At 57.9% G+C, this 24,764-nt stretch carries 25 protein-coding genes; 18 read left to right on the top strand and 7 right to left on the bottom strand.

The genetic code is table 11. The features are described from left to right. Nucleotides 1-78: 78 nt before the first annotated feature. The 3 genes from J4E42_RS25290 (at nt 79) to J4E42_RS25280 (ending at nt 3,729) form a co-directional block, all read left to right on the top strand. On the top strand, nt 79-621 hold the full coding sequence (locus J4E42_RS25290; RefSeq protein WP_007944886.1) for a YaeQ family protein: 543 nt from the start codon (nt 79-81) through the stop codon (nt 619-621). Nucleotides 622-679: 58 nt separating this feature from the next. Continuing rightward, a complete protein-coding gene (gene recJ, locus J4E42_RS25285; RefSeq protein WP_192228461.1) occupies nt 680-2,389 on the top strand; it encodes a single-stranded-DNA-specific exonuclease RecJ in 1,710 nt (569 codons plus the stop codon). 233 nt (nt 2,390-2,622) lie between these two features. After that, a complete protein-coding gene (locus J4E42_RS25280; protein WP_008029680.1) occupies nt 2,623-3,729 on the top strand; it encodes an NADH:flavin oxidoreductase/NADH oxidase in 1,107 nt (368 codons plus the stop codon). A 234-nt stretch (nt 3,730-3,963) separates the two neighbouring features. On the opposite strand, the gene J4E42_RS25275 is transcribed toward J4E42_RS25280, so the two are convergent. Next, entirely contained in the window at nt 3,964-5,589 is a 1,626-nt protein-coding gene (locus J4E42_RS25275) for a glucan biosynthesis protein D (RefSeq protein ID WP_207286437.1), read from the bottom strand. 416 nt (nt 5,590-6,005) lie between these two features. Here J4E42_RS25275 and J4E42_RS25270 point away from each other — a divergent pair, with 416 nt between their 5' ends. Then, nucleotides 6,006-6,191 carry a hypothetical protein gene (locus J4E42_RS25270; protein ID WP_008029684.1) on the top strand — a complete coding sequence of 62 codons (186 nt, stop codon included), beginning with the start codon at nt 6,006-6,008 and terminating at the stop codon, nt 6,189-6,191. Nucleotides 6,192-6,271: 80 nt separating this feature from the next. Here the strand turns inward: J4E42_RS25270 and J4E42_RS25265 are convergent, their stop codons facing one another. Next, a complete protein-coding gene (locus J4E42_RS25265; RefSeq protein ID WP_207286436.1) occupies nt 6,272-7,141 on the bottom strand; it encodes a DNA-binding response regulator in 870 nt (289 codons plus the stop codon). A 407-nt stretch (nt 7,142-7,548) separates the two neighbouring features. On the opposite strand from J4E42_RS25265, the gene J4E42_RS25260 reads away from it, so the two are divergent. From J4E42_RS25260 to J4E42_RS25200, 13 genes are all read left to right on the top strand, one after another. Then, nucleotides 7,549-7,740: a Flp family type IVb pilin gene (locus tag J4E42_RS25260; RefSeq protein ID WP_008042358.1), complete on the top strand. Its 192-nt coding sequence runs from the start codon at nt 7,549-7,551 to the stop codon at nt 7,738-7,740. A 151-nt stretch (nt 7,741-7,891) separates the two neighbouring features. Continuing rightward, nucleotides 7,892-8,083, top strand: coding sequence for a Flp family type IVb pilin (locus J4E42_RS25255; protein WP_008042357.1), 192 nt, complete (start codon nt 7,892-7,894; stop codon nt 8,081-8,083). 152 nt (nt 8,084-8,235) lie between these two features. Next, nucleotides 8,236-8,427 (top strand): Flp family type IVb pilin, encoded by a 192-nt coding sequence (locus J4E42_RS25250; protein WP_008042356.1) that lies wholly within the window; start codon nt 8,236-8,238, stop codon nt 8,425-8,427. A gap of 29 nt (nt 8,428-8,456) precedes the next feature. Then, complete coding sequence (locus tag J4E42_RS25245; RefSeq protein ID WP_008029694.1) at nt 8,457-8,987, top strand: prepilin peptidase; 531 nt, start codon at nt 8,457-8,459, stop codon at nt 8,985-8,987. Between the two features lie 2 nt (nt 8,988-8,989). Continuing rightward, on the top strand, nt 8,990-10,324 hold the full coding sequence (locus J4E42_RS25240) for an AAA family ATPase (RefSeq protein WP_207286435.1): 1,335 nt from the start codon (nt 8,990-8,992) through the stop codon (nt 10,322-10,324). Between the two features lie 15 nt (nt 10,325-10,339). After that, the gene (cpaB, locus tag J4E42_RS25235; RefSeq protein WP_008042355.1) at nt 10,340-11,158 is read left to right on the top strand and encodes a Flp pilus assembly protein CpaB; all 819 of its coding nucleotides are present in this window, start codon (nt 10,340-10,342) and stop codon (nt 11,156-11,158) included. 73 nt (nt 11,159-11,231) lie between these two features. Then, the gene (locus tag J4E42_RS25230) at nt 11,232-12,578 is read left to right on the top strand and encodes a TadE/TadG family type IV pilus assembly protein (RefSeq protein WP_207286434.1); all 1,347 of its coding nucleotides are present in this window, start codon (nt 11,232-11,234) and stop codon (nt 12,576-12,578) included. 8 nt (nt 12,579-12,586) lie between these two features. Continuing rightward, a complete protein-coding gene (locus tag J4E42_RS25225) occupies nt 12,587-13,066 on the top strand; it encodes a TadE/TadG family type IV pilus assembly protein (protein ID WP_008042353.1) in 480 nt (159 codons plus the stop codon). Beyond that, entirely contained in the window at nt 13,066-13,560 is a 495-nt protein-coding gene (locus tag J4E42_RS25220; protein ID WP_008029703.1) for a TadE family protein, read from the top strand. The genes J4E42_RS25225 and J4E42_RS25220 overlap by 1 nt, the downstream gene beginning before the upstream one ends. After that, a complete protein-coding gene (locus J4E42_RS25215; RefSeq protein WP_008042352.1) occupies nt 13,554-14,774 on the top strand; it encodes an AAA family ATPase in 1,221 nt (406 codons plus the stop codon). The genes J4E42_RS25220 and J4E42_RS25215 overlap by 7 nt, the downstream gene beginning before the upstream one ends. A gap of 3 nt (nt 14,775-14,777) precedes the next feature. Next, complete coding sequence (locus J4E42_RS25210; RefSeq protein ID WP_008029707.1) at nt 14,778-16,211, top strand: CpaF family protein; 1,434 nt, start codon at nt 14,778-14,780, stop codon at nt 16,209-16,211. Next, complete coding sequence (locus J4E42_RS25205) at nt 16,208-17,194, top strand: type II secretion system F family protein (protein ID WP_008042351.1); 987 nt, start codon at nt 16,208-16,210, stop codon at nt 17,192-17,194. Before J4E42_RS25210 ends, J4E42_RS25205 begins: the two co-directional genes overlap by 4 nt. A 29-nt stretch (nt 17,195-17,223) precedes the next feature. After that, nucleotides 17,224-18,186, top strand: a complete 963-nt coding sequence (locus tag J4E42_RS25200; RefSeq protein WP_008042350.1) for a type II secretion system F family protein — start codon at nt 17,224-17,226, stop codon at nt 18,184-18,186. A 214-nt stretch (nt 18,187-18,400) separates the two neighbouring features. On the opposite strand, the gene J4E42_RS25195 is transcribed toward J4E42_RS25200, so the two are convergent. From J4E42_RS25195 to J4E42_RS25180, 4 genes are all read right to left on the bottom strand, one after another. Beyond that, complete coding sequence (locus J4E42_RS25195; protein WP_008042349.1) at nt 18,401-18,670, bottom strand: DUF3613 domain-containing protein; 270 nt, start codon at nt 18,668-18,670, stop codon at nt 18,401-18,403. Between the two features lie 18 nt (nt 18,671-18,688). Further along, entirely contained in the window at nt 18,689-19,402 is a 714-nt protein-coding gene (locus tag J4E42_RS25190) for a tetratricopeptide repeat protein (RefSeq protein WP_008029716.1), read from the bottom strand. 119 nt (nt 19,403-19,521) lie between these two features. Then, entirely contained in the window at nt 19,522-20,745 is a 1,224-nt protein-coding gene (locus J4E42_RS25185) for a type II and III secretion system protein family protein (protein WP_008042348.1), read from the bottom strand. Nucleotides 20,746-21,350: 605 nt separating this feature from the next. Further along, complete coding sequence (locus J4E42_RS25180; protein WP_008042346.1) at nt 21,351-21,857, bottom strand: Bro-N domain-containing protein; 507 nt, start codon at nt 21,855-21,857, stop codon at nt 21,351-21,353. Nucleotides 21,858-22,499: 642 nt separating this feature from the next. Between J4E42_RS25180 and J4E42_RS25175 the strand changes: the two genes are divergently transcribed. Then, the gene (locus tag J4E42_RS25175) at nt 22,500-23,057 is read left to right on the top strand and encodes a hypothetical protein (RefSeq protein WP_008042345.1); all 558 of its coding nucleotides are present in this window, start codon (nt 22,500-22,502) and stop codon (nt 23,055-23,057) included. Between the two features lie 148 nt (nt 23,058-23,205). On the opposite strand, the gene J4E42_RS25170 is transcribed toward J4E42_RS25175, so the two are convergent. After that, nucleotides 23,206-24,690: an APC family permease gene (locus J4E42_RS25170; RefSeq protein WP_207286433.1), complete on the bottom strand. Its 1,485-nt coding sequence runs from the start codon at nt 24,688-24,690 to the stop codon at nt 23,206-23,208. Nucleotides 24,691-24,764 lie beyond the last annotated feature (74 nt).

Genomic DNA, 24,764 nt, shown 5'->3' with positions numbered 1-24,764 from the left:
GTCGCTCAAGGTTGATGGCCGCGAAGCCTGCCGCATCGGTTAGACTTGCCGCCTTTCCACGTATCAAGAAGCCCGTTCATGGCCCAGCCGTCCACGACCTACAAGTTTGAACTGAACCTTACCGACCTCGACCGCAGCGTTTACGAGACGGTGAAGCAGACCATCGCCCGTCACCCTTCGGAAACCGAAGAGCGCATGACCGTGCGGCTGCTGGCCTACGCCTTCTGGTACAACGAGCAGCTGTCGTTTGGCCGTGGTCTGTCAGACGTGGATGAACCCGCCCTGTGGGAAAAAAGCCTGGATGATCGCGTCCTGCACTGGATCGAAGTCGGTCAGCCCGACGCCGACCGCCTGACGTGGTGCTCGCGTCGCACCGAACGCACCAGCCTGCTGGCCTATGGCAGCTTGCGCGTCTGGGAAACCAAAGTGATCCCGGCGATCAAGAACCTGAAAAACGTGCACATCGCTGCTGTGCCGCAGGAAGTCCTGGAAACCTTGGCCAAAGACATGCCGCGCGTTATCAAGTGGGACGTGATGATCAGCGAAGGGACGATTTTCGTCACCGACGACCGTGGTCAGCACGAAGTCCAGTTGCAGTGGCTGAGCGGCGAACGCGGCTGATTTTTCGCCACGTCATCCGGTTTTATCCTACGTATTCAAGAGAAGTACCTGTCACCCCATGCGCATCGAACCTCGCCTGTTGCCCGACACCCTGCCATTCCTAGGTGACCTGCCGCCGCTGCTGACCCGTCTGTACGCGGCGCGGGGCGTGGTTTCAGAGGCTGAACTGGACAAGAGCCTGGCGCGGCTGATTCCGTTCCAGCAGCTCAAGGGCATCGATGCCGCGGTGGATTTGCTGGTGACCGCGCTGGAGCAGCGTCAGCGGATTCTGATCGTCGGCGACTTCGACGCCGACGGCGCGACGGCGAGTACCGTGGGCATGTTGGGCTTGCGCCTGCTGGGCGCGGCTCACGTTGATTATCTGGTGCCGAACCGATTTGAGTATGGCTACGGCCTTACGCCTGAAATCGTTGAGGTGGCGCTGACCCGCACGCCGCAGCTGCTGATCACCGTGGACAACGGCATCTCCAGCGTTGAAGGCGTGGCGGCGGCGAAAAAGGCTGGCCTCAACGTGCTGGTCACCGACCACCACTTGCCGGGCGATGAATTGCCGCTGGCCGATGCCATCGTCAATCCCAACCAGCCAGGCTGTGGGTTTCCGAGCAAGGCACTGGCCGGCGTCGGGGTCATCTTCTACGTGCTGATGGCCCTGCGCGCGCGTCTGCGCAGCCTCGGCTGGTACGAGAGCAGGCCGCAGCCGAACATCGGCGAGTTGCTGGACCTGGTGGCCCTCGGCAGCGTCGCCGACGTGGTGCCGCTGGACGCCAACAACCGGATTCTCGTCCACCAAGGCCTGGAGCGAATCCGCGCCGGACGTGCGCGGCCGGGGATCAAGGCGATCCTCGAAGTGGCGAAGCGTGATCATGCGCGCATCACGTCTACGGATCTGGGGTTCATTGTCGGCCCGCGCCTGAACGCGGCGGGGCGCCTGGATGACATGAGCCTGGGCATCGAATGCCTGCTCACCGAAGACGCCGGGCTCGCCCGGGAAATGGCTATCCAGCTGGACGGCATGAACCAGGACCGCAAATCCATCGAGCAGGGCATGCAGCGCGAGGCGCTGGCCCAGCTCAAGGATTTGCCGGTGGAATCGATGCCGTTCGGCCTGTGCCTGTTCGATCCCGAGTGGCACCAGGGCGTCATCGGCATCCTCGCCTCGCGTATGAAAGAGCGCTATTTCCGTCCGACCATCGCCTTTGCCGATGCAGGCGATGGCATGCTCAAGGGCTCGGGGCGTTCGGTGCAGGGCTTCCATATTCGCGACGCCTTGAGCGTAGTGGCGGCTCAGCACCCAAATTTGATCAGCAAGTACGGCGGCCACGCCATGGCGGCCGGGTTGACCTTGCCAGAAGCGAATTTTCCGCTGTTCGCCGAAGCCTTTGACGCTGAAGTGCGTAGGCAATTGCGCGAAGAAGACCTGACCGGGCGACTGCTGTCGGACGGGACTTTAGCGGTCGAAGAATTTCACCTCGAACTGGCCCGTGCTTTGCGGCATGCCGGTCCTTGGGGGCAACACTTCCCGGAGCCGTTGTTCCATGGTGTGTTCCAGTTGGTCGAACAACGGGTTGTTGGCGAACGGCACCTCAAAGTGGTGCTGAGAAGTGAATGCGGTTCGGTGAAGCTGGACGGCATCGCGTTTGGAATCGACCGCGATATCTGGCCGAACCCGACCATCAAATGGGTGGAGCTGGCCTACAAACTCGACCTTAACGAGTTTCGCGGGAATGAGACGGTCCAGTTGATGATTGCCCACATAGAACCGCGTTGACGCTATCGCTGTAGGAGCGAGGCTTGCCCGCGAAGGCGATGTCCCTCACGACGAATCTCTCGGAACCCTCCCTCAACCGTCAATGTCGACTAGGCTCTAAGCACTGCTTGATTTTCCTTGTGACGTCTTGTCGAATTTTTTGCCCGCGGGGGCGGGTGCTGCACCTTTTTCCTGTCACTCGTCGACTTTCAAACAGAACCCTGGAGCCTGCCCACTGATTCGAGAGGTGCCCCATGAGTCTGCTGCTTGAACCCTATACCCTTCGCCAATTGACCCTGCTCAACCGCATCGCGGTGTCACCGATGTGCCAGTATTCGAGTGTCGATGGCCTGGCCAATGACTGGCACCTGGTCCATCTCGGTAGCCGTGCTGTCGGTGGGGCCGGTCTGGTTTTTACTGAAGCCACGGCAGTGACGGCCGATGGACGCATCACCGCCGAAGACCTCGGCTTGTGGAATGACGAACAGATCGAACCCCTGCAACGCATCACGCGTTTCATCGCCGCCCAAGGCGCTGTCGCCGGAATTCAACTGGCCCACGCCGGGCGCAAGGCCAGCACCCATCGGCCGTGGATCGGCAAGCACGGTAGCGTCAAACCTGAAGATGGCGGCTGGACGCCGGTCGGTCCTTCGCCCATTGCGTTCGACCCACAGCACACACCACCGAAGCAGCTGAATGAGAGTGAAATTGCCGAGGTCATCCAGGCGTTCGTTGATTCAGCGAAACGGGCGCTGATCGCCGGTTTCAAAGTCGTCGAAGTTCACGCGGCCCATGGTTACCTGTTGCATCAGTTTCTATCGCCCTTGAGCAATCAGCGACGCGATCAATACGGTAGTTCGTTCGAGAATCGAATTCGGCTGGTACTGCAAGTCACCGAAGCGGTGCGTGCGGTGTGGCCTGAGGAATTGCCGGTGTTCGTACGGGTCTCGGCCACCGATTGGGTGGAAGACGGCTGGAATCCGGATGAAACCGTTGAACTGGCGCGTCGCCTCAAAGATTTGGGCGTGGACCTGATCGATGTGTCGTCGGGCGGCACGGCGGTCAACGCGGAAATTCCTACAGGCCCCGGTTATCAAACCCGCTTCGCCGAACGAGTACGCAAGGAGTCAGGCATCGCCACCGGCACCGTAGGAATGATCACCGAGCCGGCCCAGGCCGAGCACATTCTGCGCACCTGTCAGGCGGACATTATCTTCCTCGCCCGTGAGCTGCTGCGCGACCCGTACTGGCCATTGCATGCGGATGATGATTTGGGTGGACACAAGGCCATTTGGCCGGCGCAGTATCAACGCGCGACGCATCGGGATCAGCCGATTCATGAGTCGGATTTGCGTGACTGAGTGATGCGCTAAAAGCAAAAAGCCCCGATCGATGTGATCGGGGCTTTTGCGTTTTTGTGCAGGGATGTTTGTTGGCTGTCAGGCCATCTTCGCGGGCAAGTCGGATCGCCGCACCGCTCGCTCCTACAAATTTATGTCGAGCCCATCATCCTCGTTCGACATCAACCTGTAGGAGCGAGCGGTGCGGCGATCCGACTTGCTCGCGAAAGGGCCCGCCCAGACACCCCTTCAAACTCAGGTGTACTTACGCTTCTCCGGCGCCGGCGGGAAATACTGATACAACCAGGTCTCGCTCAACGTCCGGTCATTGGTGCGAATAAACAACCGCAGCTCCACCGGGGCCACACTGTCATTGGTCGGGAACCAGTCAAAGGTAATCCGGTAGCCCTTGATGTCATCCAGCACCAGCACGTTGAAATCCTTGACCTGGCCGTTGGAGCACGTCACCACCGGTTCAATGCCCGTACCTTGCGGCAAGCGATCCAGCCCGCCGCCGGTGAAGTCCACCGCAAACCGGCGCGCCCAGACTGGCGGGTAATGCTCGCCCGGCGCCCAACCTTCAGTGAAGCCGCCCATGCCCGAACGGGTCGCGTTGACCCGCGCCAGCGGCGTGCCGACCGGCGGCAAAGCGCTCCAGTACAGCTTGTAGCCGTAGTTCAGGGAATCGCCGGCCGCGACCGGTTTCTTCGGAGTCCAGAACGCGACGATGTTATCCAGGGTTTCGCCGGTTGTAGGAATTTCCAACAGATCGATAGAGCCTTCGCCCCACGCGGTTGTAGGTTCTACCCACAGGCTCGGCCGCTTGCTGTACCAGTCGACGGTGTCCTGATAACTGGCGAACTCGTGGTCGGTCTGCACCAGGCCGAAACCTTTCGGGTCGGTGTCGGCGAAGGCATTGAATTGCAGGGTCGCCGGGTTGTTCAGCGGACGGCAGATCCACTCGCCGTTGCCGCGCCACATCGCCAGGCGATCCGAATCGTGGATCTGCGGGTGGATGGTGTCGCACATGCGCCGCTCGTGGGTGCCGCAGCTGAACATGCTGGTCATCGGTGCGATGCCCAGTTGTTCGATGGCGGTACGCGCATTGATGTGGGCGTCGACGGCCATGACGACCTGACTGGCCTGGCAATCGATATCAAAACGGTAGGCACCGGTGGCACTTGGCGAGTCCAGCAGGGCGTAGACCACGAAACGGGTGCTGTCCTTGTCCGGGGTTTCGAACCAGAACTTGGTGAAGTCGGGGAATTCTTCGCGCTTCTTGGCGTAGGTATCGACCGCCAGACCGCGCGCCGACAGGCCGTATTGGCCAGTGGCGTCTACCGCACGGAAATAGCTGGCGCCGAGGAAAGACAGCACGTCGTGCCGGTCCAGTTCCGGGGCCTTGAACAGCTTGAACCCGGAGAAACCCAGATCGCCCGTGAGCTGCTTGGTATCGACGGTGGTTTTTTCATAGTTGAACAGCGAAGGGCGGAAATGCACCTCCCGCGCCTGACGCGTCTTGGGGTCGACGCTGTACATGCGCACCGGCTGCTTGAAACCCATGCCGACGTGGAAAAACTGCACGTCCAGCTGGCCTTTCAGATCCTTCCACAGCGAATGATTGCCGTCGTAGCGGATCGCGTTGAAATTTTGTGGGGTCATGGTCGCCAGGGTCGGCGGCAGCACCTGCTTGGTGTCCTGATAGCGGTTGCCGGCAAGCTGATTGGCCTGGATTTTCAGGGCTTCGAAATCGAACGCCTGTGCCTCGCCGTCAGCCGTGCCATTACCGGCCCAGGCCCGCGCAGCCAACAGGCCGGAGGCAGACAAACCGGTGTAGGCAGCGATGGCCATGGACGCTTTGAGCAAATTCCTGCGGTGCATAAGTACAACCTGTCGTGAACAATCCCGCGCCGTTCCTGGCACGTGCTGGATCAGAAATGGAGGTTCGGACATGCCTTCGGCCAAACGCAACGGACTTTAAACAGATGCCAAATAGCTTAAACCGTTCGGTGGCAGAGCAAAAATGATTGATGGCGTGGCAGTGGCACCGCTATGAAACAAGACATTTCCGGTAAACGTTTCCCACAGAGATTTCTGATTTATGCGGCATTTCTGCTTTTTTTGACTAATTACTCTAAAAACCGCTTTTCAGCGCCAATTTACTTCCTATTCTATGGGCATGACCGGTTTCTGCCCTCAGGCCGGTGGGATTCAGTTGGCACGAGGTGACCGCTGAAAAAGGGTAGGGCGATGCGGTTTTTGCAGTTTTCTTTTTGACGTAGAGAGGGACATCGTCCATGTCGAAAGTACAAGGCATCACTGAAATGTTGGGGATCTTTCCGTGCCTGGGTATGGGGCGGCGAAGGCGCCGGCTTAATTCCGAGGAGTTGAAACTGGTGGAGCGGTATCGCGAGTTGTCGGAGAACGACCGGATTGCGATGCGGTATCTGGTGGATGCGATGCGCAGTGTTTCGCGGTTTTGAGTAAGAAGTCGAGGGGCGGACTGTGAAGTCTGCCCCTTTTTCATGTGCGCCCGGCATGGGCGCAATCTTGCGGGTGCCGATCAACCGCTGAGGCTTTCTATCAGGCTTTCGAGCGCTTCAGTGATATTTTCATCCTGCGCCAGTTGCGCTGCTGCAGTCGCTCTGACTTGACGTGCCAAGCGGTATTCACTGGGCGTGCAGTTTGCGAACTGCTTGAAGGCACGAGCGAAGTAGGACGGATCCTTGAAGCCGGCCTCATAGCCGATGCTGGTAATAGGCATCTGGCTGTTGTCGAGCAGCTCTTTGGCGAAGTTCATGCGCTTGTTCAAGATGTAATCCGTGAAGCCAAGTCCATTGGCTTCCTTGAACAGGCGACTGAAGCGAAATGTCGTCATGCCGCAGCGCTGCGCCAAGTCCCTTTGATCGATGCTGTCTCGAAAGTGCTGTTCGATGTACAGCATGACATTGCTCAGCGCCTGGTGTTTTTGGTGCCCTGAGGTCAGCCGGATACTGTCCGGCAGGGTTGGGGAGTGGTCGATCAGCATCGTCTTGCGCAGGTCGGTCACATTTCGGCGCAGCTCGCAGAGCTGAACTACAGCAGTCAGGTAACGACTCTTCTCTGTGAGCGAGAGCGGGAGCACCATGTATTCCCAGACGCTGGAACGCATGGCCCAGACGGCCAGTTCCTCTGAGTGCTGCACGGTGAACATGGTGATCGGGATGCCCGGTGTGCTGCGCTTGATCTCCAGCAACAGCCTCAAGCCTGGTGTGTCGGGGCGATCGAAATGCATGCAGATCATGTCCGCCTGTTCCCCGATGGGCAGCGCGGAGTTTTTCGCCAGTTTGCAGTCGCAGATACCCTCGAACTGTGCGATGAGTTCTTTCGTGGATCGATCATGAGTCAGATCGAACCATAGGAGCGATGGCCTTTTGGTCAAATTGGACGTCATGTCTCTACTCGGCAGGTCTGATTGACTCTCTACTCGCTAGTATTGCCAATACGCCATCACTTTGCAGATTGAATCCTTATAAAAACGACGAATTACAGATCTGTTCGATCTATGTGTTTCCTGGAAGGCTGCCCGGTCCCAGTGTTTGCGGGTGTGTTGTCGACGAACCCGGGTTTAACCACTTGTCGCTTCTGAATCAATGCCAATTGCCGTTGCGTTTCAATGCCTTGTTTACCCCTCTCGCGACTTCTGCAAAGGCCAATGAACCGTATCCGGCCGCTGCGCAAAAAAGTCCTAACGATGTGCAAAATCCTCCTAACGCCTATGCCTGCTTACTGACTAGGGTTGCATCAGGCAGCACAGAAAGTTCTGCCTCAGAAACACAACATTTGAGTGAGGTGGCCAAAATGATCATGCAAACAATCAAGGCTTCGGTAGTGAAGTTCGCCAAAGACGAAGACGGTCTGACCATTGTGGAATACGCGGTGGCCGGCGGATTAATCACGGTAGCTGTTGCCGCAATGTTCACTCTTTTGGGCGGTGCCGTGAACACCAGAATCACAGCGCTGTGCGCTGCGGTCAAAGGCGCTGCCTGCTGATGACAGTAACCCACTGTGGTGGGGCGCGGTGATATCCACGGAGCAGCCGGTTTTACAGTTTCTCTGATCGACCGGCAACTCAATGAACTTCGCGCAGACCCCGCCAATGTATTTTCTGAGTCGTATGACCGCTGAAACGAGGTACTAAAAAATGAATCTGCAAACAATCAGAACTTCAATTACCAAGTTCGCCAAAGATGAAGATGGCCTGACCATTGTGGAGTACGCGGTAGCCGGTGGCTTAATTACGGTAGCTGTTGCCGCGATGTTTATTCTTTTGGGTGGCGCCGTGAACACCAGGATCACAGCACTGTGCGCTGCGGTCAAAGGTGCCGCCTGCTGATGACAACCACTCGTTGTGGTGGGGCGCGGTGATATCCATAGAGCAACCAGTTTTACAGTTCCTCTGATAGACCGGGCAACTCAATAGACTTCACGCTGTCCCCGCCAACGTACTTTCTGATCCATATCACGGCTGAAGCGAGGTATACAAAAATGAATCTGCTAACAATCAGAACTTCAATCACCAAGTTCGCCAAAGATGAAGATGGCCTGACAATTGTGGAATACGCCGTGGCCGGTGGATTAGTGACGGTAGCGGTTGCCGCAATGTTTATTCTTTTGGGGGCCGAGGTGAACACCAGGATTACAGCACTTTGCGCAGCGGTCAAAGGTGCTGGCTGCTAACGATAATCCCGGTTAGGGGGGGACGCGCCATGTCCATGGAATTGTTGGTAATGACTGTTTTACTGCTAGGACTATTGGGCGTGGCGGTGGTGAGCGATCTGCGTCGCCACCGCATTCCCAACATGCTGGTCCTGTTGGGCCTTGCCCTGGGACTGGGCGGTCAAATGTATTTAGGTGGCGTCAGCGGGTTGGGTGACAGCCTGTTGGGCATCCTGGTCTGTTTTGCACTGTTTCTGCCGATGTACGCCTTGGGTGGCATGGCCGCCGGCGACGTCAAGTTAATGGCCATGGTCGGCAGCTTTTTACCCTTCCATTTTGCATTGTGGGCTGCCTTGTTCAGCCTGATAGCCGGTGGCGTGTGCGGTTTTTTGATTGTGCTGTATCGCGGCCAGCTGCTTCAGACCCTGGGACGTTATTGGTTGATTCTGAAGGCGCAGGCCTATCTGGCGCCAACTTCAGATGAAGTAGCCAGCAAGCCTTTCCCTTATTCGATTGCAATATTGATAGGCACTTTAATCAGCGTCTACTGGCAACTGGTTGCCGGTGGATTCGGAGGCTAGTCATGCACATCATTGTCGATAGTGATGCCTACCCCAGCGCTCGGGGCGCGGTGCAACGACTGGCTCCCCAGCCGTGCACAATCCGCGAAACTGGTCTGACAGACAGTTTCCTCGGCGAGTTGGTATGCAAGCACTTGTATGACGCTGGCGTGCTGGACATGCCGCGGCTGGTGGAGCGCCTGGCGCTGACCGGCGCCGTACTTGATGAAGTCCTGGCGTTTCTGCGCAAGGACGGTCGTGTCGAAGTGCTTGGCCAGTTGGGGTCGCAATCGACAAGTGGGCAAATGCTGCGTTATGGCCTGACCGAACGCGGTCGCAGCGCCGCCCGCGATGCCTTGTCCCGCAGTGGCTATATCGGTGCGGCACCCTTCCCGGTGGACACCTACCGGTCCCTGATCAAACTGCAAACCATTCACCATGGTCGCATCAACGCCAACGATATGCGCAATGCCTTTGCTGGCGTAGTGCTTACCGACAGCATGCTCGATCAGTTAGGTGTGGCGATGAACTCCGGGCGCGCCATTATGATTTATGGCCCCGCGGGTACTGGCAAGACCTACATCAGCCGTCGGTTGATCCGTCTGTTCACCGAGGCCATCTGGGTACCTCATGCCATCGTCATCAACGAGTCCGTGATCGAGATCTATGACCCGCAAGTGCATCAGCGGTTCGAAGATAACGTTCAACAGAACAATCTGATGCTCAACGAAGGGATCGACCGTCGACTGCTGCGCTGCAAACGCCCGATCGTCGTCACTGGCGGTGAGTTGAGCATGGAGCAACTGGACGTTCGTTATGACCTTAACACCCGTCAATACCAGGCTTCTTTGCAGCTCAAGGCCAGCAATGGCCTGTTCATCATCGATGACATGGGGCGTCAGCGCATGGCACCCGCCGAGCTGTTGAATCGCTGGATCGTCCCGATGGAAGAGAAGTGCGATTTCCTCAACCTGGGCGGCGGTCGGCATTGCGAGCTGCCGTTCGATCTGATTCTGGTGTTTTCCACCAACCTCAATCCCCTGGAGTTGGCCGATGAGGCCTTTCTTCGCCGGATTGGCTACAAGCTGCAATTCGGTTATCTGAAGCCTGAGGAGTACGAAAAGATCTGGCGTCAGGAAAGCGAGCGTCTGGGCGTGCCTTATGACCAGTTGCTGGTGCGTTATGTGCTGCAAAGGCTTTATGCAAGTGAAGGCATGCCCCTGGTGCCTTGCCATCCCCGCGATCTCCTGAGCATGGCGCTCGATCGTCAACGTTACATGGGCGGTTCCGGACCACTGTCACCGCAAGAGTTGGAATGGGCCTGGCACAACTACTTCGTCCAGCTCGACTTTCTTTGATACGGAGATACTGACATGAGCTCTCGTACTCTTTCCCTGATAGGCGTTTCCCTGGTCATGGGCCTTGGTGCTGCATGGATGGCCGACTCCTGGCTGAGCGCCCGGCTCAATGCCAGCCCGGATGATCACCTTCGAAGCGTAGTGGTCGCCACAGTAGAGATTCCATTCGGGCAGATGGTCGAGGCTCAGCAGGTCACGACCGTACGCATGCCCATGGATACGATCCCGGAAGACGCCTTCGACATGAGCGAAAAGGCTGTGGGCAAGATCGCAACGTTCGACATTCTGAAGGGCGACATTGTGCGCGGTGCGCGTCTGAGTGAGCACTTGGGTGGCAGCACCCTGGCTTCGCTGATTGCGACAGACAAGCGTGCCATCTCGGTACGGGTGGACGATGTGGTCGGTGTGGGCGGGTTCCTGTTGCCGGGTAACCGGGTCGATGTACTCGCGACCAAAACCACCAGTGCCGGCAGCAACAGCGCCGTGTCCAGGACCATCCTCGAGAACTTGCGGGTATTGGCGGTGGACCAGACGGCAGGTACCGACAAGACCCAACCGGTGGTGGTGCGTGCAGTGACGCTGGAAATGACGACCGCAGAGGCTGAAACCCTGGTCACGGCGCAAACGGAAGGGAAACTGCAATTGACCTTGCGCAATCCGCTGAACTCCGAGAAAAAAATCGCGGCCGTTGCACCTGTTGCGCCTGTCGCACCGGTCATGACGGTGGCCACCGCCACGGTGCCAAAACGCGTGGTGCAACGCAGCGGCGGCGAAAGTGGTGGGGCTGTCACCGTCATCCGCGGGGTCGAAACCAAAGTAGTCAACATTCGCTGACAGGGCGTAACAGGTCCTGGACACCAGGTCTTGGCGGAGCCGATCCGCATCAGTATTGGCAAATGAGGGCTTGATGATGAATCGTCGTATTCAGCAGCCGTTCACTGCGACGCCAAGGCGCCAGAAAGGATCGGTGAGTGTATTGATGGTGATCGCGTTGGCGGCGATTGGCATGGTGGCCGCACTGGCTTTGGACGGCGGGCACATGATGCTGAACAAAACGCGCTTGCAGAATGCGGTGGACGCCGCGGCCCTGAGTGGTGCCAAAACCCTGAGTCAGGTGGAAGGTGGAGTCAATATTGCCAGTACGACGCGCACTGCCGCACTCAATACGCTGACGCAAAATGCGAATGCCACGGGCAACACAGAATTGGCAACGGCGGTTGGTGGCAACGCAGCCACATTCGCGGTGGTGGAACTGGCAAGCAGTGTCTATGGGCCGTTCACCTATCCCGGGCCAGCGAATGCCAAATACGTTCGGGTATCGGTACCGAGCTATAACCTGACCGGATTTTTCTGGAACTTCGCCCAGGTATTCGGTTCTGGCGGCCTGGGGGCCAAAGCGGTGGCGGCAATCGCCACTGCCGGACCCAGCCCTACCAGTCCTTGTGATCTCGCACCTTTGATGGTCTGTGGCGACCCGACTCAATACAACCCTGGCGCTGGCATGTTCTGGGGCTTCCAGTTTGGTGATTTGCAGGTATTGAAGACGGCTGCCGGCAATTCGTCGCCCATTGGTCCAGGCAACTTTCAATTGCTCGATTTTGGTTCGGGCGGCAGTACGGTCAGGGAGGACCTGGCCGGAGGTGGCAAGGTCTGCCGCACTGTGGGGGACAACGTCCAGACCGCACCTGGCAACAAGGTCGGCCCTACCTCCCAAGGCTTGAACACACGCTTCGGCATCTACAACGGCCCGGTCAGTGCCTCGGACTATCCGCCGGACATGGTGACCGCGTCCAGCAACCCCGCGATCACTTACGACGACTCGGTCACACCGGCACAGGCGAAGTACAAGGGGCAAACCGTCACCTCGAGCAACGGCAATCTCACGGCGGGCGGCGACGCGATATTTGACTACAACGACTGGCGCACGAGCGTTGCCGGGTGTGTGGCAGGGTCTGGCAGTGGTTGTGAGAGCCATGGCGTGTTCGAGCGCCGGATGATGAAAATTGTGGTGGGCAACTGCACTGGCAAACAAGGCGGTTCAACCTCGATCCCTGTCCTTGGTTTTGGCTGCTATTACGTGGTGCAACCAATGGATGGCGGTGGCGGGGACGCTCAGATCTTCGGGCAGTTCGTGAAGGAGTGCGAAGGCGACAACGTGGCCGGCCCTACGCCGTCAACCGATTCCGGCCCACAGATCATCCAGCTCTACAAAACCTATCTCAACGGCAGCGGTACTCCGAGCACTGACTCATAGGAGGCGTCATGAGACTTCACGCGTTTAAACATCCGAAGCGCCAGCAAGGCCTGGCCATGGTGGAATTCACCCTCGTCCTGCCGGTGTTGTTGCTGCTGTTACTGAGCCTCGGTGAGATCGGCCGCATGCTCTATCAGTACAACGTGTTGCTGCAGGCCAGCCGTGATGCCGACCGTTTTGTCGCAAACCACGCCTGGGACTCGACGCTGGGGGCGGTCTCTCTGAGCAATGCGCTGCAGACCCAGACGAAAAACGTTGCGGTGTATGGCGTGCCTGCCAACACCGGCACCGCTGTGTTGTCCGGGTTGACGCCTGACAACGTGGTCGTCGCCGCGGTGGGCACCGACCATGTGCGAGTCACCATCACCTATACGTTCTGCCCGGTGATTGGCAGTGGCAATTGTGCCGGCTCGATTCCGGGTTTTTTTGGCAATCAGATTGCGCTGAACATTCCCCTGGTTGCCACTACCGTGATGAGGGCACTGTGATGAATAGAAAACACATGCGCGGAATCTATACGGTGGAGTTCGCGTTCGTTGGTCTGCTGGTGTTCACGCTGTTGTTCGGCGTGTTGGAAATGGGCCGCCTGTACTTCACGGTCAATGCACTGGATGAGGCCGCGCGCCGTGGTGCGCGCCTGGCAGCCGTCTGCAATATCAGCGATCCGGTGGTGTTGCGGCGGGCAATCTTCAATGCCGCGACCGACGCAGGCACGAGCCAGCTGATCAGCAATCTGGCCACCACTAATCTGACGTTGACCTACCTGGACGCAAATGGCGCCCTGGTGGCCAACCCAGCTGACCTGGTCAGCGCAAACGGCTTTCGTGCCATCCGCTATGTCCAGTTGAGTCTGCAAAACTTCGTTTTCAATCTGTTTATTCCCGGGTTCGGCGTGCCCATTACCTTGCCTGCATTCAGGGCAACGTTGCCACGCGAAAGTCTCGGGCGTCACTCTGATTCCGGGGAGATCACACCATGCTGAATATGAAGGAAACGCCGATTGCCAGTTCGACTGGCAAAACCGGGTTGCGGTTGCTGATCAGCAGCCGTGATGCCAACTCTTTACGCGATCTGCAGAGTGTCTGTCAGCGCATGCCTGGCCTGGAGGTAAGCACTCGCCTGGTGAGCAATGGACATGTTGACCCGCTCTACAGTCTGGACCGTATGCCCGATCTGTTGCTGTTGCGCGTCAGCCACCTGTGGCGCGAGGAATTGTCGGCACTGTTGCAACACCCGGCCCATGAGCGTCCGCCGATGCTGGTGTGCGGACTGCTGAGCGAACAGGAAGCCATGCGCCTGGCGATGCAGGCCGGTGCCCGGGACGTGCTGCCGGAGCCCATCGCCGAGACCGAACTGGTCGCCGCCATGAATCGGCTGGTCACGGAGGTTCGGAGCGGCAGTGGGGCTGACGGGAAATTGATCGCCGTGATGAGCGCAAAGGGCGGTTCCGGCGGAACCCTGGTGGCCTGCAACCTGGCACAACAGCTCAGCATGAAAGGCGGCAGTACCCTGCTGCTGGATATGGACCTGCAATTTGGCAGCGTGACGCATTATCTGGATGTGGCGCAGACGCACAGCCATCTGGAGGTGTTGCATCAGGTCAACGGCATGGACAGCGTTGCGTTACGCGGTTTTTGCAGTCACTTCAGCCCGACCTTGCATGTGCTGGGCGGTCGGGCCGGTGAGCTGTGTTTGCCGCAGGATGCCCAACCCGAGCAACTTGACACCCTGTTGCAGTTGGCCCGCGCCAGCTATGGCTGGGTGGTGGTCGACCTGCCGCGGCAAATCGATCACCTCACCGGTTCTGTGCTGGAGCAGGTGGATCGGGTGTACGTGGTGGTGCAACAGAGCGTCAGCCATCTGCGCGATGCCAGCTCTCTGGTGCGGATTCTTCGCGATGACCTGGGTGTGCGCGGGGATCAATTGCAGATCGTGGTCAACCGTTATGACAAGGCCGCAGCGATCAGCCTTAAAGATATCGGCGAGGCGCTGCGCTGCACCAATCTGTCGAAATTACCCAACGACTTCAATCTGGTCAGCCAGAGTCAGAACACTGGCGTGCCGTTGGGGCTGCATGCGCCGAGGGCAGCGATTACTACTGCACTGCGCGACATGACCGAGGACCTGGTCGGTCAACAAGTGGCCGGCAACAAAGGCTTGTTCAAACGCGCCTTCAACCGTGTTTTCGGGGGATGAACCATGATCAGCGACTTTCGTAACCGCTTGCGCAAACAGTCCGGTAAACCCGCCGCTGCCCAACCGGGCGACGATCTGCTGGATCCGCCAGAGGAAATAATGGCGTGGGAACGTGTGGCACCAGACGTTCTTTACGAAACCAAAAGCCAGGTCACCCCGGTGGAGGCGGAGTGGCGGGAAAAGATCTACCAGCAGTTGCTCAAGGTCATGGACCTGTCCTTGCTGGACTCCCTTGAACAGGCCGAGGCTGCTCGGCAGATTCGCGATATTTGCCAGCGCCTGCTCGATGAGCATTCGGCACCGGTGAGTACCGTCAGCCGTCAGTTGATCATCAAGCAGATCACCGACGAGGTGCTCGGCCTGGGGCCTCTGGAACCGTTGCTGGCCGATCACAGCGTGTCCGACATTCTGGTCAACGGCTCTGCCTCGGTCTATGTCGAGCGCTTCGGCAAACTGCAACGGACCGATGTGCGTTTTCGCGATGATCAGCATTTGTTGAACATCATCGACCGTATCGTCTCAAGCCTGGGTCGGCGTATCGACGAGTCCTCGCCGTTGGTGGATGCCCGGCTCAAGGACGGTTCGCGGGTCAACGCGATTATCCCGCCGCTGGCCATCGATGGCCCGAGCATGTCGATTCGGCGCTTTGCGGTGGACCTGCTCAATACCGACAGTCTGATCCAGGTGGGGACGTTGACCCCGGCCATTGCCCTGCTGCTCAAGGCGATTGTCCGTGGGCGCTTGAACGTGCTGATTTCCGGCGGTACCGGCAGCGGCAAGACCACCATGCTCAATGTGCTGTCCAGTTTCATTCCGCAAAACGAGCGGATTGTCACCATCGAAGATTCGGCCGAACTGCAATTGCAGCAACCCCATGTGGTGCGCCTGGAAACCCGGCCTTCGAACATCGAGGGCCGTGGCGAAGTGAGCCAGCGGGAGTTGGTGCGCAACAGCCTGAGGATGCGTCCGGACCGCATAGTGATCGGCGAAGTGCGCGGCGTCGAGGCGCTGGACATGCTGACTGCGATGAACACCGGCCACGACGGCTCGTTGACCACGATCCACGCCAACACCGCACGCGATGCGTTGGGGCGAGTCGAGAACATGGTGTCGATGACCGGGGCGACCTTTCCGATCAAGGCCATGCGGCAGCAGATCGCTTCGGCCATTGATGTGGTGATCCAATTGGAACGCCAAGAGGATGGCAAGCGCAGACTGGTCAGCGTGCAGGAAATCAACGGCATGGAAGGCGAGATCATCACCATGACCGAAATCTTTTCCTTCGTGCGCCATGGCATGGGCGAAAACGGCGAAGTGCTTGGTGATTACCGGCCCAGCGGCATGATCCCCGCGTTCCGCGATGTGCTGGCCAAGCGCGGCATCGAGTTGCCGCTTACGATGTTCAGGCCTGAATGGATGGAGGCACGGCAGTCATGAACAATATTCCTGGTGAATTCATTCTGATGTTCCTCGGCATGGTGTTTATCGCTGTGTTCCTCCTGTCTCAGGGGGTGGTGGTGCCGGTGTTCGGCGAGGCCGGCAAGATGCGCAAGCGTATCCGCGGCCGTTTGCACGTTCTGGAGAAAGCCAACAACCTGCCCAATATGCAGACGGTGTTGCGACAGAAGTACCTGACGCGCTTGACGCCGCTGGAGGCCATGCTCGAGCAGTTGCCCTTTATGGCGAGCCTGACCCAGATGATCGAGCAGTCCGGTCATGAATATCGTGCTTATCGGGTGTTGTTGCTCGGGCTGTTCCTGGGCGCCTGTGCAGGTTTCTCGATCTGGATGATCTCGTCAGTCTGGTGGATGGCGTTGCTGGCGGGCTTCGGAGCGTTCTGGCTACCACTGCTGAAAATTTCTCGTGACCGTGGCAAACGCTTCGCCGGGTTTGAGGAAGGCCTGCCGGATGCACTGGATGCCATCTGCCGTGCCCTGCGCGCCGGGCACCCGTTCAACGAAACCCTGCGCCTGGTCGGCGAGGAGCATAAGGGGCCGGTCGCTCAGGAGTTTGGCCTGACTTTCGCGGACATCAACTATGGCAACGATGTACGTCGGGCCATGCTCGGCCTGCTGGAAAGGATGCCGAGCATGACGGTGATGATGCTGGTGACCTCAATCCTCATCCATCGCGAGACCGGCGGCAATCTGACCGAGGTGCTGGAGCGTTTGAGTCGCCTGATCCGCGGGCGTTTTCGCTTCCAGCGCAAGGTCAGGACCCTGTCGGCCGAAGGGCGGATGTCAGCCTGGGTGCTGGTGTCGATTCCGTTCGTGCTGGCGATTGCGATCGTTGTCACAAGCCCCACCTACATGCCTGTGCTGCTCAATGATCCCATAGGCCACAAACTGATCATCGGGGCGTTTTTCGCCATGCTGCTCGGGATTTTCTGGATACGCAAAATCATTCGGATTCAGGTTTAAGCGGTTTTCGCTACCGGGAGGTACAGGTCATGGACTTTTTGCTCGGGTTGTTCAGTCGGGTCACGGGAAGCGAGGAGGTGGCGCGCCTGTTGTTCCTCGGCGCGATCGGTTTGAGTACGGTGCTTGCAGTTGTCGCCGTGAGCTTGCTGATTTTGGGGCTTCAGGATCCGGTGCAGCGTCGTCTGGCGCTGATCAAGCGTGGTCATTTAGGCAACACCGCCGGGCAAGAAGCCCCGGGTAATCTGCAACTGTTACTGGAACGGGTCGGCCAGCGCTTTGCCTCGGCCGAATCGGCTCAGACCTCAGTCACCCAGACTTTATTGACGCATGCTGGGTACCGTTCCTCTTCAGCGGTGCAGATGTACTGGGCTGTGCGCTTGATGACGCCGCTGTTATTAGTCGGTATTACGTTGCTGCTATTGCCGATGATTCCCAGGGTTTCCCTGGCCATGGGGTTGCTGGTGGTGGTCTTGGCAGCCGGTATCGGATGGTTGCTGCCAGCGCTGTATGTCGCCAAGCGCAAGCAGTTGCGACAAGGTCGGTTGCGTGCCGCGTTTCCGGATGCGCTGGATCTGATGGTCGTGTGCGTGGAGTCGGGCCTTGCCTTGCCTACGACGATCGAACGGGTGGCTGAGGAGATGTCGGTCAGTCAGGTCGAACTGGCTGAAGAACTGGCCCTGGTCAATGCGCAAATCCGCGCGGGCATTTCCAGTACCGCGGCGCTCAAACAACTGGCTGTGCGCACGGGTCTGGATGACGTACAAGGGCTGGTCAGCCTGTTGGCGCAGAGTATTCGCTTTGGTACCAGCGTGGCCGATACGCTGCGCATCTATGCCGATGAATTCCGTGACCGGCGTACGCAGGCCGCCGAAGAGATGGGGGCGAAAATTGGTACCAAGCTGATATTCCCGCTGATTTTCTGCCTGTGGCCGAGCTTCTTTCTGGTCGCTATCGGCCCGGCCATGATCGGTGTACTCAAAGTATTCGGGTGAGGTCAAACGGGCGGAGGCTATCGAGTGCGATGGCCTTGCCCCCCGAGCCTGATCTGCACTTTCCTTTCATGGACCCACACATTTCCCGCCGCGGGATCATCCAACCAGGGTTGGATAATGTGTAGAGACTACTTTCCTGAACACGACATCAAGCCCGGCTTTGCAGCCAGGCTACTCTGGACTACGCCAGAGGCTGATCACCCATCGACATGCCTCAGTTGCCGCTACTCATATCTCCCCCAGCATCCTGTTCAAAAAACATCGGAATCGGGAAGTTGAAGCTATTCAGCCAGCGCTGCATGGCCAGTTCACGTTCGGCGGCCGAAGCGGTTTGCAGATTAGGGGAGGCAACCACACCTCGAATCTGCAACTGCAACCACTGTTCGGTGCCTTGTTGGTACGGCGAAGAGGGGCCCGGCTCAATAGCCCAGGCAGTGGTGGACAGGCAAGCCATGCACACGATCAACAGCCTTTTGGTCTTCATCTCGATTCCTCGTACGTTCTACTTGTTCGCACTGGAAGAGGCATCGGCTACTTCCGTCTTGCGATTCCCCTCGGTAGCCACCACTTTTTTGGCGGAGGCCTTGAGTTTTTCCGCGCGGGTTTGCGCCTCGGCGACTTGCTTGGGGCTCAAGTCGGCGCGGGTCACCAGGTCAGCAGCCGACTTCCAGTTATCCTGGTAGATCAGCAGCGTCACCATATTGAGTGCCGCCAATGTGTTTGCCTGCTTGAGCTCCATGGCGGTCATGAACTCAAAGCGTGCTTCAGGGATCCGTCGCTGATTGAGGTAGACGACCCCCAGGTCATTTCGCATCCTGTCGTCGGTGGGGGCCATCTTCACCGCACGCTCAAGGTGAGTGGCAGCGGAGGCGTTATCATTTTTGGCGGCGGCCAACTGGCCCAGGCCATGTTCCCCTTCAGCCGTCAGGCAGGTGCCGAGCAAGCTTTCGTACAACGGCTGCGCGTCGCCGCTACGCCCCATCATGCGCAACACCCGAGCCTTGCGCAGGCGAACCTGGACCAGGTCATCGGGCAAACCTTCCAGATTCGCCAGGCTGGCATACAAACGGCCTTCGTCGGCCATGTTGTCGGCCAGGTTCAGGGCCAGTTCCTGCTCCGAACCGGGCTTGGCACAGCTGGGCGGTCGCGAAGTCAGGCCATTACTGGCGCAACCTGCGAGCATTAACGTCGTCGCTATTGCAATGACTGCTTTCATCGTATGTCCTCTGGCTACAACATGTTGAACGCCCGGCCAATGGCAATGAAGCTGGCCCGGCAGGCGTTCAACGTCACCGTTACGAGTGAGGGCGAGGCGAGTCTGGTTCAGGCTCCGGATCATTGCGAGAGACCGCTGAGACTGTCGAAGTCGCCATTTTCCAGGAAAAACATGCGGTAGAAGTTCGGGTCGTAATTGCGCAGCTGTTCGCCAGGCAATGACGGTAGTGTTGCATTGGCAGCCAGTGGCTGGACCAGATGGGGGGTGACGATCATCAGCAGTTCGCGCTCTTCACGGTTGATGGTGTTGTCGCGGAAAAATGCGCCCAGAACCGGGATATCGCCCAGCCCCGGAAACTTGTTCACCTGGGAATTGTTGCGGGAGCTGATCAGGCCGCTGATGACGAAGCTCTCGCCGTCGGCCAGGGAGATGCTGGTATCGGTACGGCGCACGGTCAGGGCCGGGACTATCGTGCCGGCGATGCTCACGGCGTTGGTGAAGTCCAGTTCACTGACTTCCGGCGCCACCTTCAGCGCGATACGATTTTTCCCGACGATGGTCGGCGTCAGAGTCAGGCGGATACCGAATTCCTTGTACTCGATGGACACGTTATCGCTGCCTGAACTGGGCACCGGAATCGGTATTTCACCGCCGGCCAGGAAGCTCGCACTCTGCCCGCTGAGCGCTACCAGGCTTGGCCGCGCCAGGGTGTAGGCGAAACCACTGCCTTCCAGCGCATTGAGCGCCACCAGGGTACTGCCGGTAGCAAAAGAGAGGTTGAAGTTGTTGTTGTTCACCGGCAGCACCGGCGTGACTATGCCGCCGATGGTGGGCAAGGTTCTCGGCGAGCCGAACAGGAAGTTGCCACGGATACCGAAAATCGAAGCGGAGGCTTCCTTGAGCTTGGTCCGGCTGACTTCGACGAAACGGATATCGGTCTGCACCTGGCTCGGCAGCAGCGGGTCGTCGGAGGGCACCGACGGCACGCTGGTCAGTGCCGATGTGGCTTTACCCTTGACGAACACCATGCTTTGGCGCGGCGTTTTCGAACAGGCAGTCCAGACCATCAGGCTGGTGGTCCCCGGTGCAATGCCCGTGAGTATGAACGCGTTGTTGCCGCTGGGTTGCACGTCGGCAATTTTCGGGTCACCCACCGCCAGTTGCGTTACCGGAACGGGGCTGCGCAGTTCATTCTGCAACCCCTGACCGACCTCGAACGTTGTCGACCAACTGTCCAGTTGCGAACAATTGGCAGGTGCGGCCTGAGCCGCATTCACGCTGAGGCCCGTCCAGAACAGGCCATGGATAATTTTCTTGAAAGCGGGCGCGGGACGAAGGCTCATTTAATGCATCCTCACTGGATAGGCCATCTATAGGCAGACAAAGTTGTCTCTGATCACTTCACGGGGATCGGACTATCCCCCCCAATGCGCCACACCACTTATCGATGGCTTTGGCGTTATTCCTTGCGTGCAACACACGAGCGGGCGCAGTTCGCTGACCGGGCTGAACAGCGAGCGACCTTTGCTAAAACGGTTTTTAGTGAGGCGGTTACCTGGACTGCGCGCCAGAGTGACGCTGGCAGTTACGGACGCTGCTGTCCGCCGACCTGCCCCCCCCGAAAAGTAAACGGCCATGTAGGTACAGAGCCGGAATACGCCTGCCATGATCATAGTGAGCTAACTCCTTTTGCCAATCTGATCATTGAAGCTAACTTGGAAACTGGAGCCGTTATGACTTCTTATTGTTTGACGGTAGTTCAATCAAACCAAAGTGCCATGATTTTTAAAAAAAACCATGGGTGCAAAAGCTGTAGAAAGGCAGGTGGGTGAGCGGTGCAGGCAAGGTCGTAGCGCAGTGCGATTGGCTGATACCAAGGGGGGAATGAAGGCAAAAAAAAGGCCCATCAGTCAGGCTGAACGGGCCTTTTTCATGTCTCAACCTGCCTTCAACTGCAAATGCCCATGATCGGAAACGGTCGCTGCGCCTGCACCAGATCCGGCATATCCCGCCACTTGATCCACGCCGAATCTTGCCAGTGCAGCAGCGGCACCGAGAGGCCGCCCCATTGCAATGAACTCAGGCTCGGAATGTTTTCGACGGATGCCGCGTTCGACTCGCGTAGCGCAGGTATGACTTCGTTGCTCAGCCATTGGCGCAGGTTGCGGTTTTCCGGGATGAAATGGTGGACCAGCAATGCGTACATTCCGGACTCGCTGACCATGAGCGATTCGACCGTTTTGCCGTTCTTCAGCAGCCAGACATATCGGCGTTGATCGGGATCGAGTTTATGGGTGAGTCGTTGGTCGAGCGGGCGGCCCATCAAACGTCCCAGGTCATGGACGCAGAACCAGGCTTGGTTGGCTTGGATTATGGCGTGGAGGAAGCGGTTGTGGCGGGGGAAAACAGTGGGGATGAAATGAGGATGAATTTCAGACGGATTTAGCGTGTGCATTTCTTCGACTCCATGTTGAGAAAGGAGCCGCCACTAATCCTTCGACAGATTTGGGTGGCGGACCATGTGGCGTTCGAAGTCGGAACATTCTCGATCAACACGGCAAAAGCCGAGAGGCCCGCGCCACACGGTCCACCATAAAGCGAAACGAAAAGGCAAAACTGTGCCCCAGTTCCTATGGTGGTGCGGATGCGCCATGTTGATGATTGACCGGCTTCGACCCCGGGCCGCTGATTTGGCAGCGACGGGACAAAGCCTATCGGTCAGGCGCTCGCGGCGACAAGTCTACTCTGGCGACGCTTGTCGTAGGAATCAGAGTCTTTTCAGGAAGGCTCGATCTGTAGGAATTTCCTGTTTTTGCGGTCCGGTGCGAGTCACTGCTTTTCATTGCCTATGGTCACTGAGCGCTATGAAATTTTCGGTGCTCAACGTCAAGCTTTGAAATGGAGAACGCCTTGAAAGTAACGCTCAAACATTTAAACGGTCCTTGGGATCAAGGTTGGGTGCTGGCTGTTGGAATGTTTTGGTCGTCGATGATCTGTTTGATAGTGGGGCGTCGATGGACGCAGCCTGTGCTGTCTTGCGTCAATATCAAAAAGTAGGAAAAATTTACGTGGCAGCACTAACTTGGAAGTGAGCTAAATGACAACTGTATTTATTGCGGGCTCTATTAATATCAAGCACCTTGATCCAAAGGTGAAAGAGCGTATCGATAATATTGTTGCTTCGGAATTCGATGTGGTTGTTGGGGATGCTGGTGGCGCCGACACTTCTATTCAAGAGTACTTGTTGAGTTTATCACTTTCTAAAACCACTATTTATTGCAGTGGGGCGACTCCGCGAAACAACCTTGGGAAATGGCCGGCAAGGACGGTGGAGAGCAAGTATGCCAAGGGGTCTAGAGCCTTTTTTACCGCTAAAGATGTTGTCATGGCGGAGGCGGCTGATTACGGCTTGATGATATGGGATGCAAAAAGTACGGGAACCTTGAGTAATGTTATTGAATTATTGTCTCGAAGGAAGAAGTCGCTGGTTTTTGTGAATAAAGAAAAAGCCTTTAAGGTGGTTGGTGATGTGAGCCAGCTTGAGGACTTGGTTGCGGTTATGTCGGATCAAGATAAACAAAAAGCCGACGCAAAAATTAAGCTTTTTGATCGCATCTCTTTGTTGAAGCATGATCAAACAGAATTAATTGTTTAGCGTTTTTTGCATAACCAATATCTGTTGATGATTCCCCTTCCTCTAAAAATAGAGGAAGGGGAATTTTTTATCTGACTAGACCCCGTTGCCAGCAACCTGAAAGCATCGCAAGTCACCTCGTGGGCCGTCGACACCGGGGTGAATTCAGTTACCTGCGAACCTTCCAGGCATCCCCCGCAGGCGCCGTACCATGGTCATACGGCTTGGCAATCCACATATAAACCAACCCCAAGCCAATCACGATCGCCGTGCTCAGCACCATCGCATAGTTGATGTACCACGCCGCATCCGGTGTGCGCGGCCAGGCCATGTTGATGATGGCGCCGACGCCGTAGACCAGCGCGCCGATGTTCACCGCCCAGCCCCAGGCGCCGAGGGTGAATTTGCCGCTCGGTTTCCAGCCTTTCAGGCGGGCATAAAGGGCTGCAAGCACGATCATCTGGAACGCGAGGTAGATGCCGATTGCTGCGAAGCTGACGATGGTGGCCACGGCGTCTTGCAGGAAGAAGCCCAGAATGATGATCAGCGCCGGCAGGACGCCGGAGACGAACAGCGCAGCAACCGGAACCTGGGTTGTTGGCGAAATCTTTTTCAGCAGTGAGCTGCCGATGACCATTTCATCCCGGGCGTAGGAATACAGCAGACGACTCGCCGCCGCTTGCAGGCTGATGACGCAGGAGATGAAGGAAATCATCACCACGCCCATGACCATTTTCGAACCGACCGGGCCGAAGGCGTTGTTGAGGATGGTGCCGACCGGGTCTTTGTCGGTGCCGTTGATCACCGCTTGCATGTCCGGCACGGCGAGGATCAGCGCCAGGCAAGCAAACATCGCCGCAACGCCGCCGATGTAGATGGTCATGCGCATGGCCACCGGGATTTTCTTGCTCGGGTTCGGGGTTTCTTCGGCCACGTCGCCGCAGGCCTCGAAGCCGTAGTACAGGAACATCCCCGCCAGCGAGGCGGTGAGGAAGGCCGGCAGGTAAGAGCCGTCAACGCTGATGTCGAAGGTGTTGAACAACACGCTGATCGATTGATGACGTTCGAAAACCAGCAGGTACATGCCGACGATCACCGCGCCGACCAGTTCGCAGAGGAAGCCGAACATGGCGATTCGCGCCAGCACTTTGGTGCCGCTGAGGTTGACCAGCGTGGCGAACAGGGTCAGCACCAGGGCGATGACGATGTTGGTGTTGTTGCTCGGTTCGAAGCCCATCATCGCGGCCAGGTAAGGCCCGGCACCAACCGCAACGGCGGCGATGGTCACGCACAGGGCGATGGAGTAGATCCAGCCGACCATCCACGCCCAGCGTTTGCCCACCAAGCGGCGAGCCCATGGGTAAACACCTCCGGAAATCGGGAACTGCGAGACCACTTCACCGAAGATCAGGCACACCAGCAATTGGCCGCAACCGACCAGCAAATACGCCCAGAACATCGGTGGTCCACCGGCGGCCAGGCACAGGCCGAAGAGGGTATAGACCCCTACGACCGGTGAGAGGTAAGTGAAGCCCAGGGCGAAGTTTTCCCACAGGCTCATGCTGCGGTTGAAGTTGGAGGTGTAACCCAGCTTTCGGAGTTGCTCGGCATCGCTGTCGGCAACGGCTGCGGAGAATTCAGGTAGTGCACTCATGGTGTGTTAGCTCCGGAAAATCGGCAGATTTCGGATGTCCGAAACCGTGACAGGGCCGTGATGGCGCTGCCCGG

Origin of the sequence: Pseudomonas sp. FW300-N2A2 (genome assembly GCF_017351735.1) — a bacterium.
GTDB lineage: Bacteria > Pseudomonadota > Gammaproteobacteria > Pseudomonadales > Pseudomonadaceae > Aquipseudomonas > Aquipseudomonas migulae.
The sequence above is the reverse complement of the archived record's forward strand: the minus strand, read 5'-3'. Positions and strand labels throughout refer to the sequence as shown.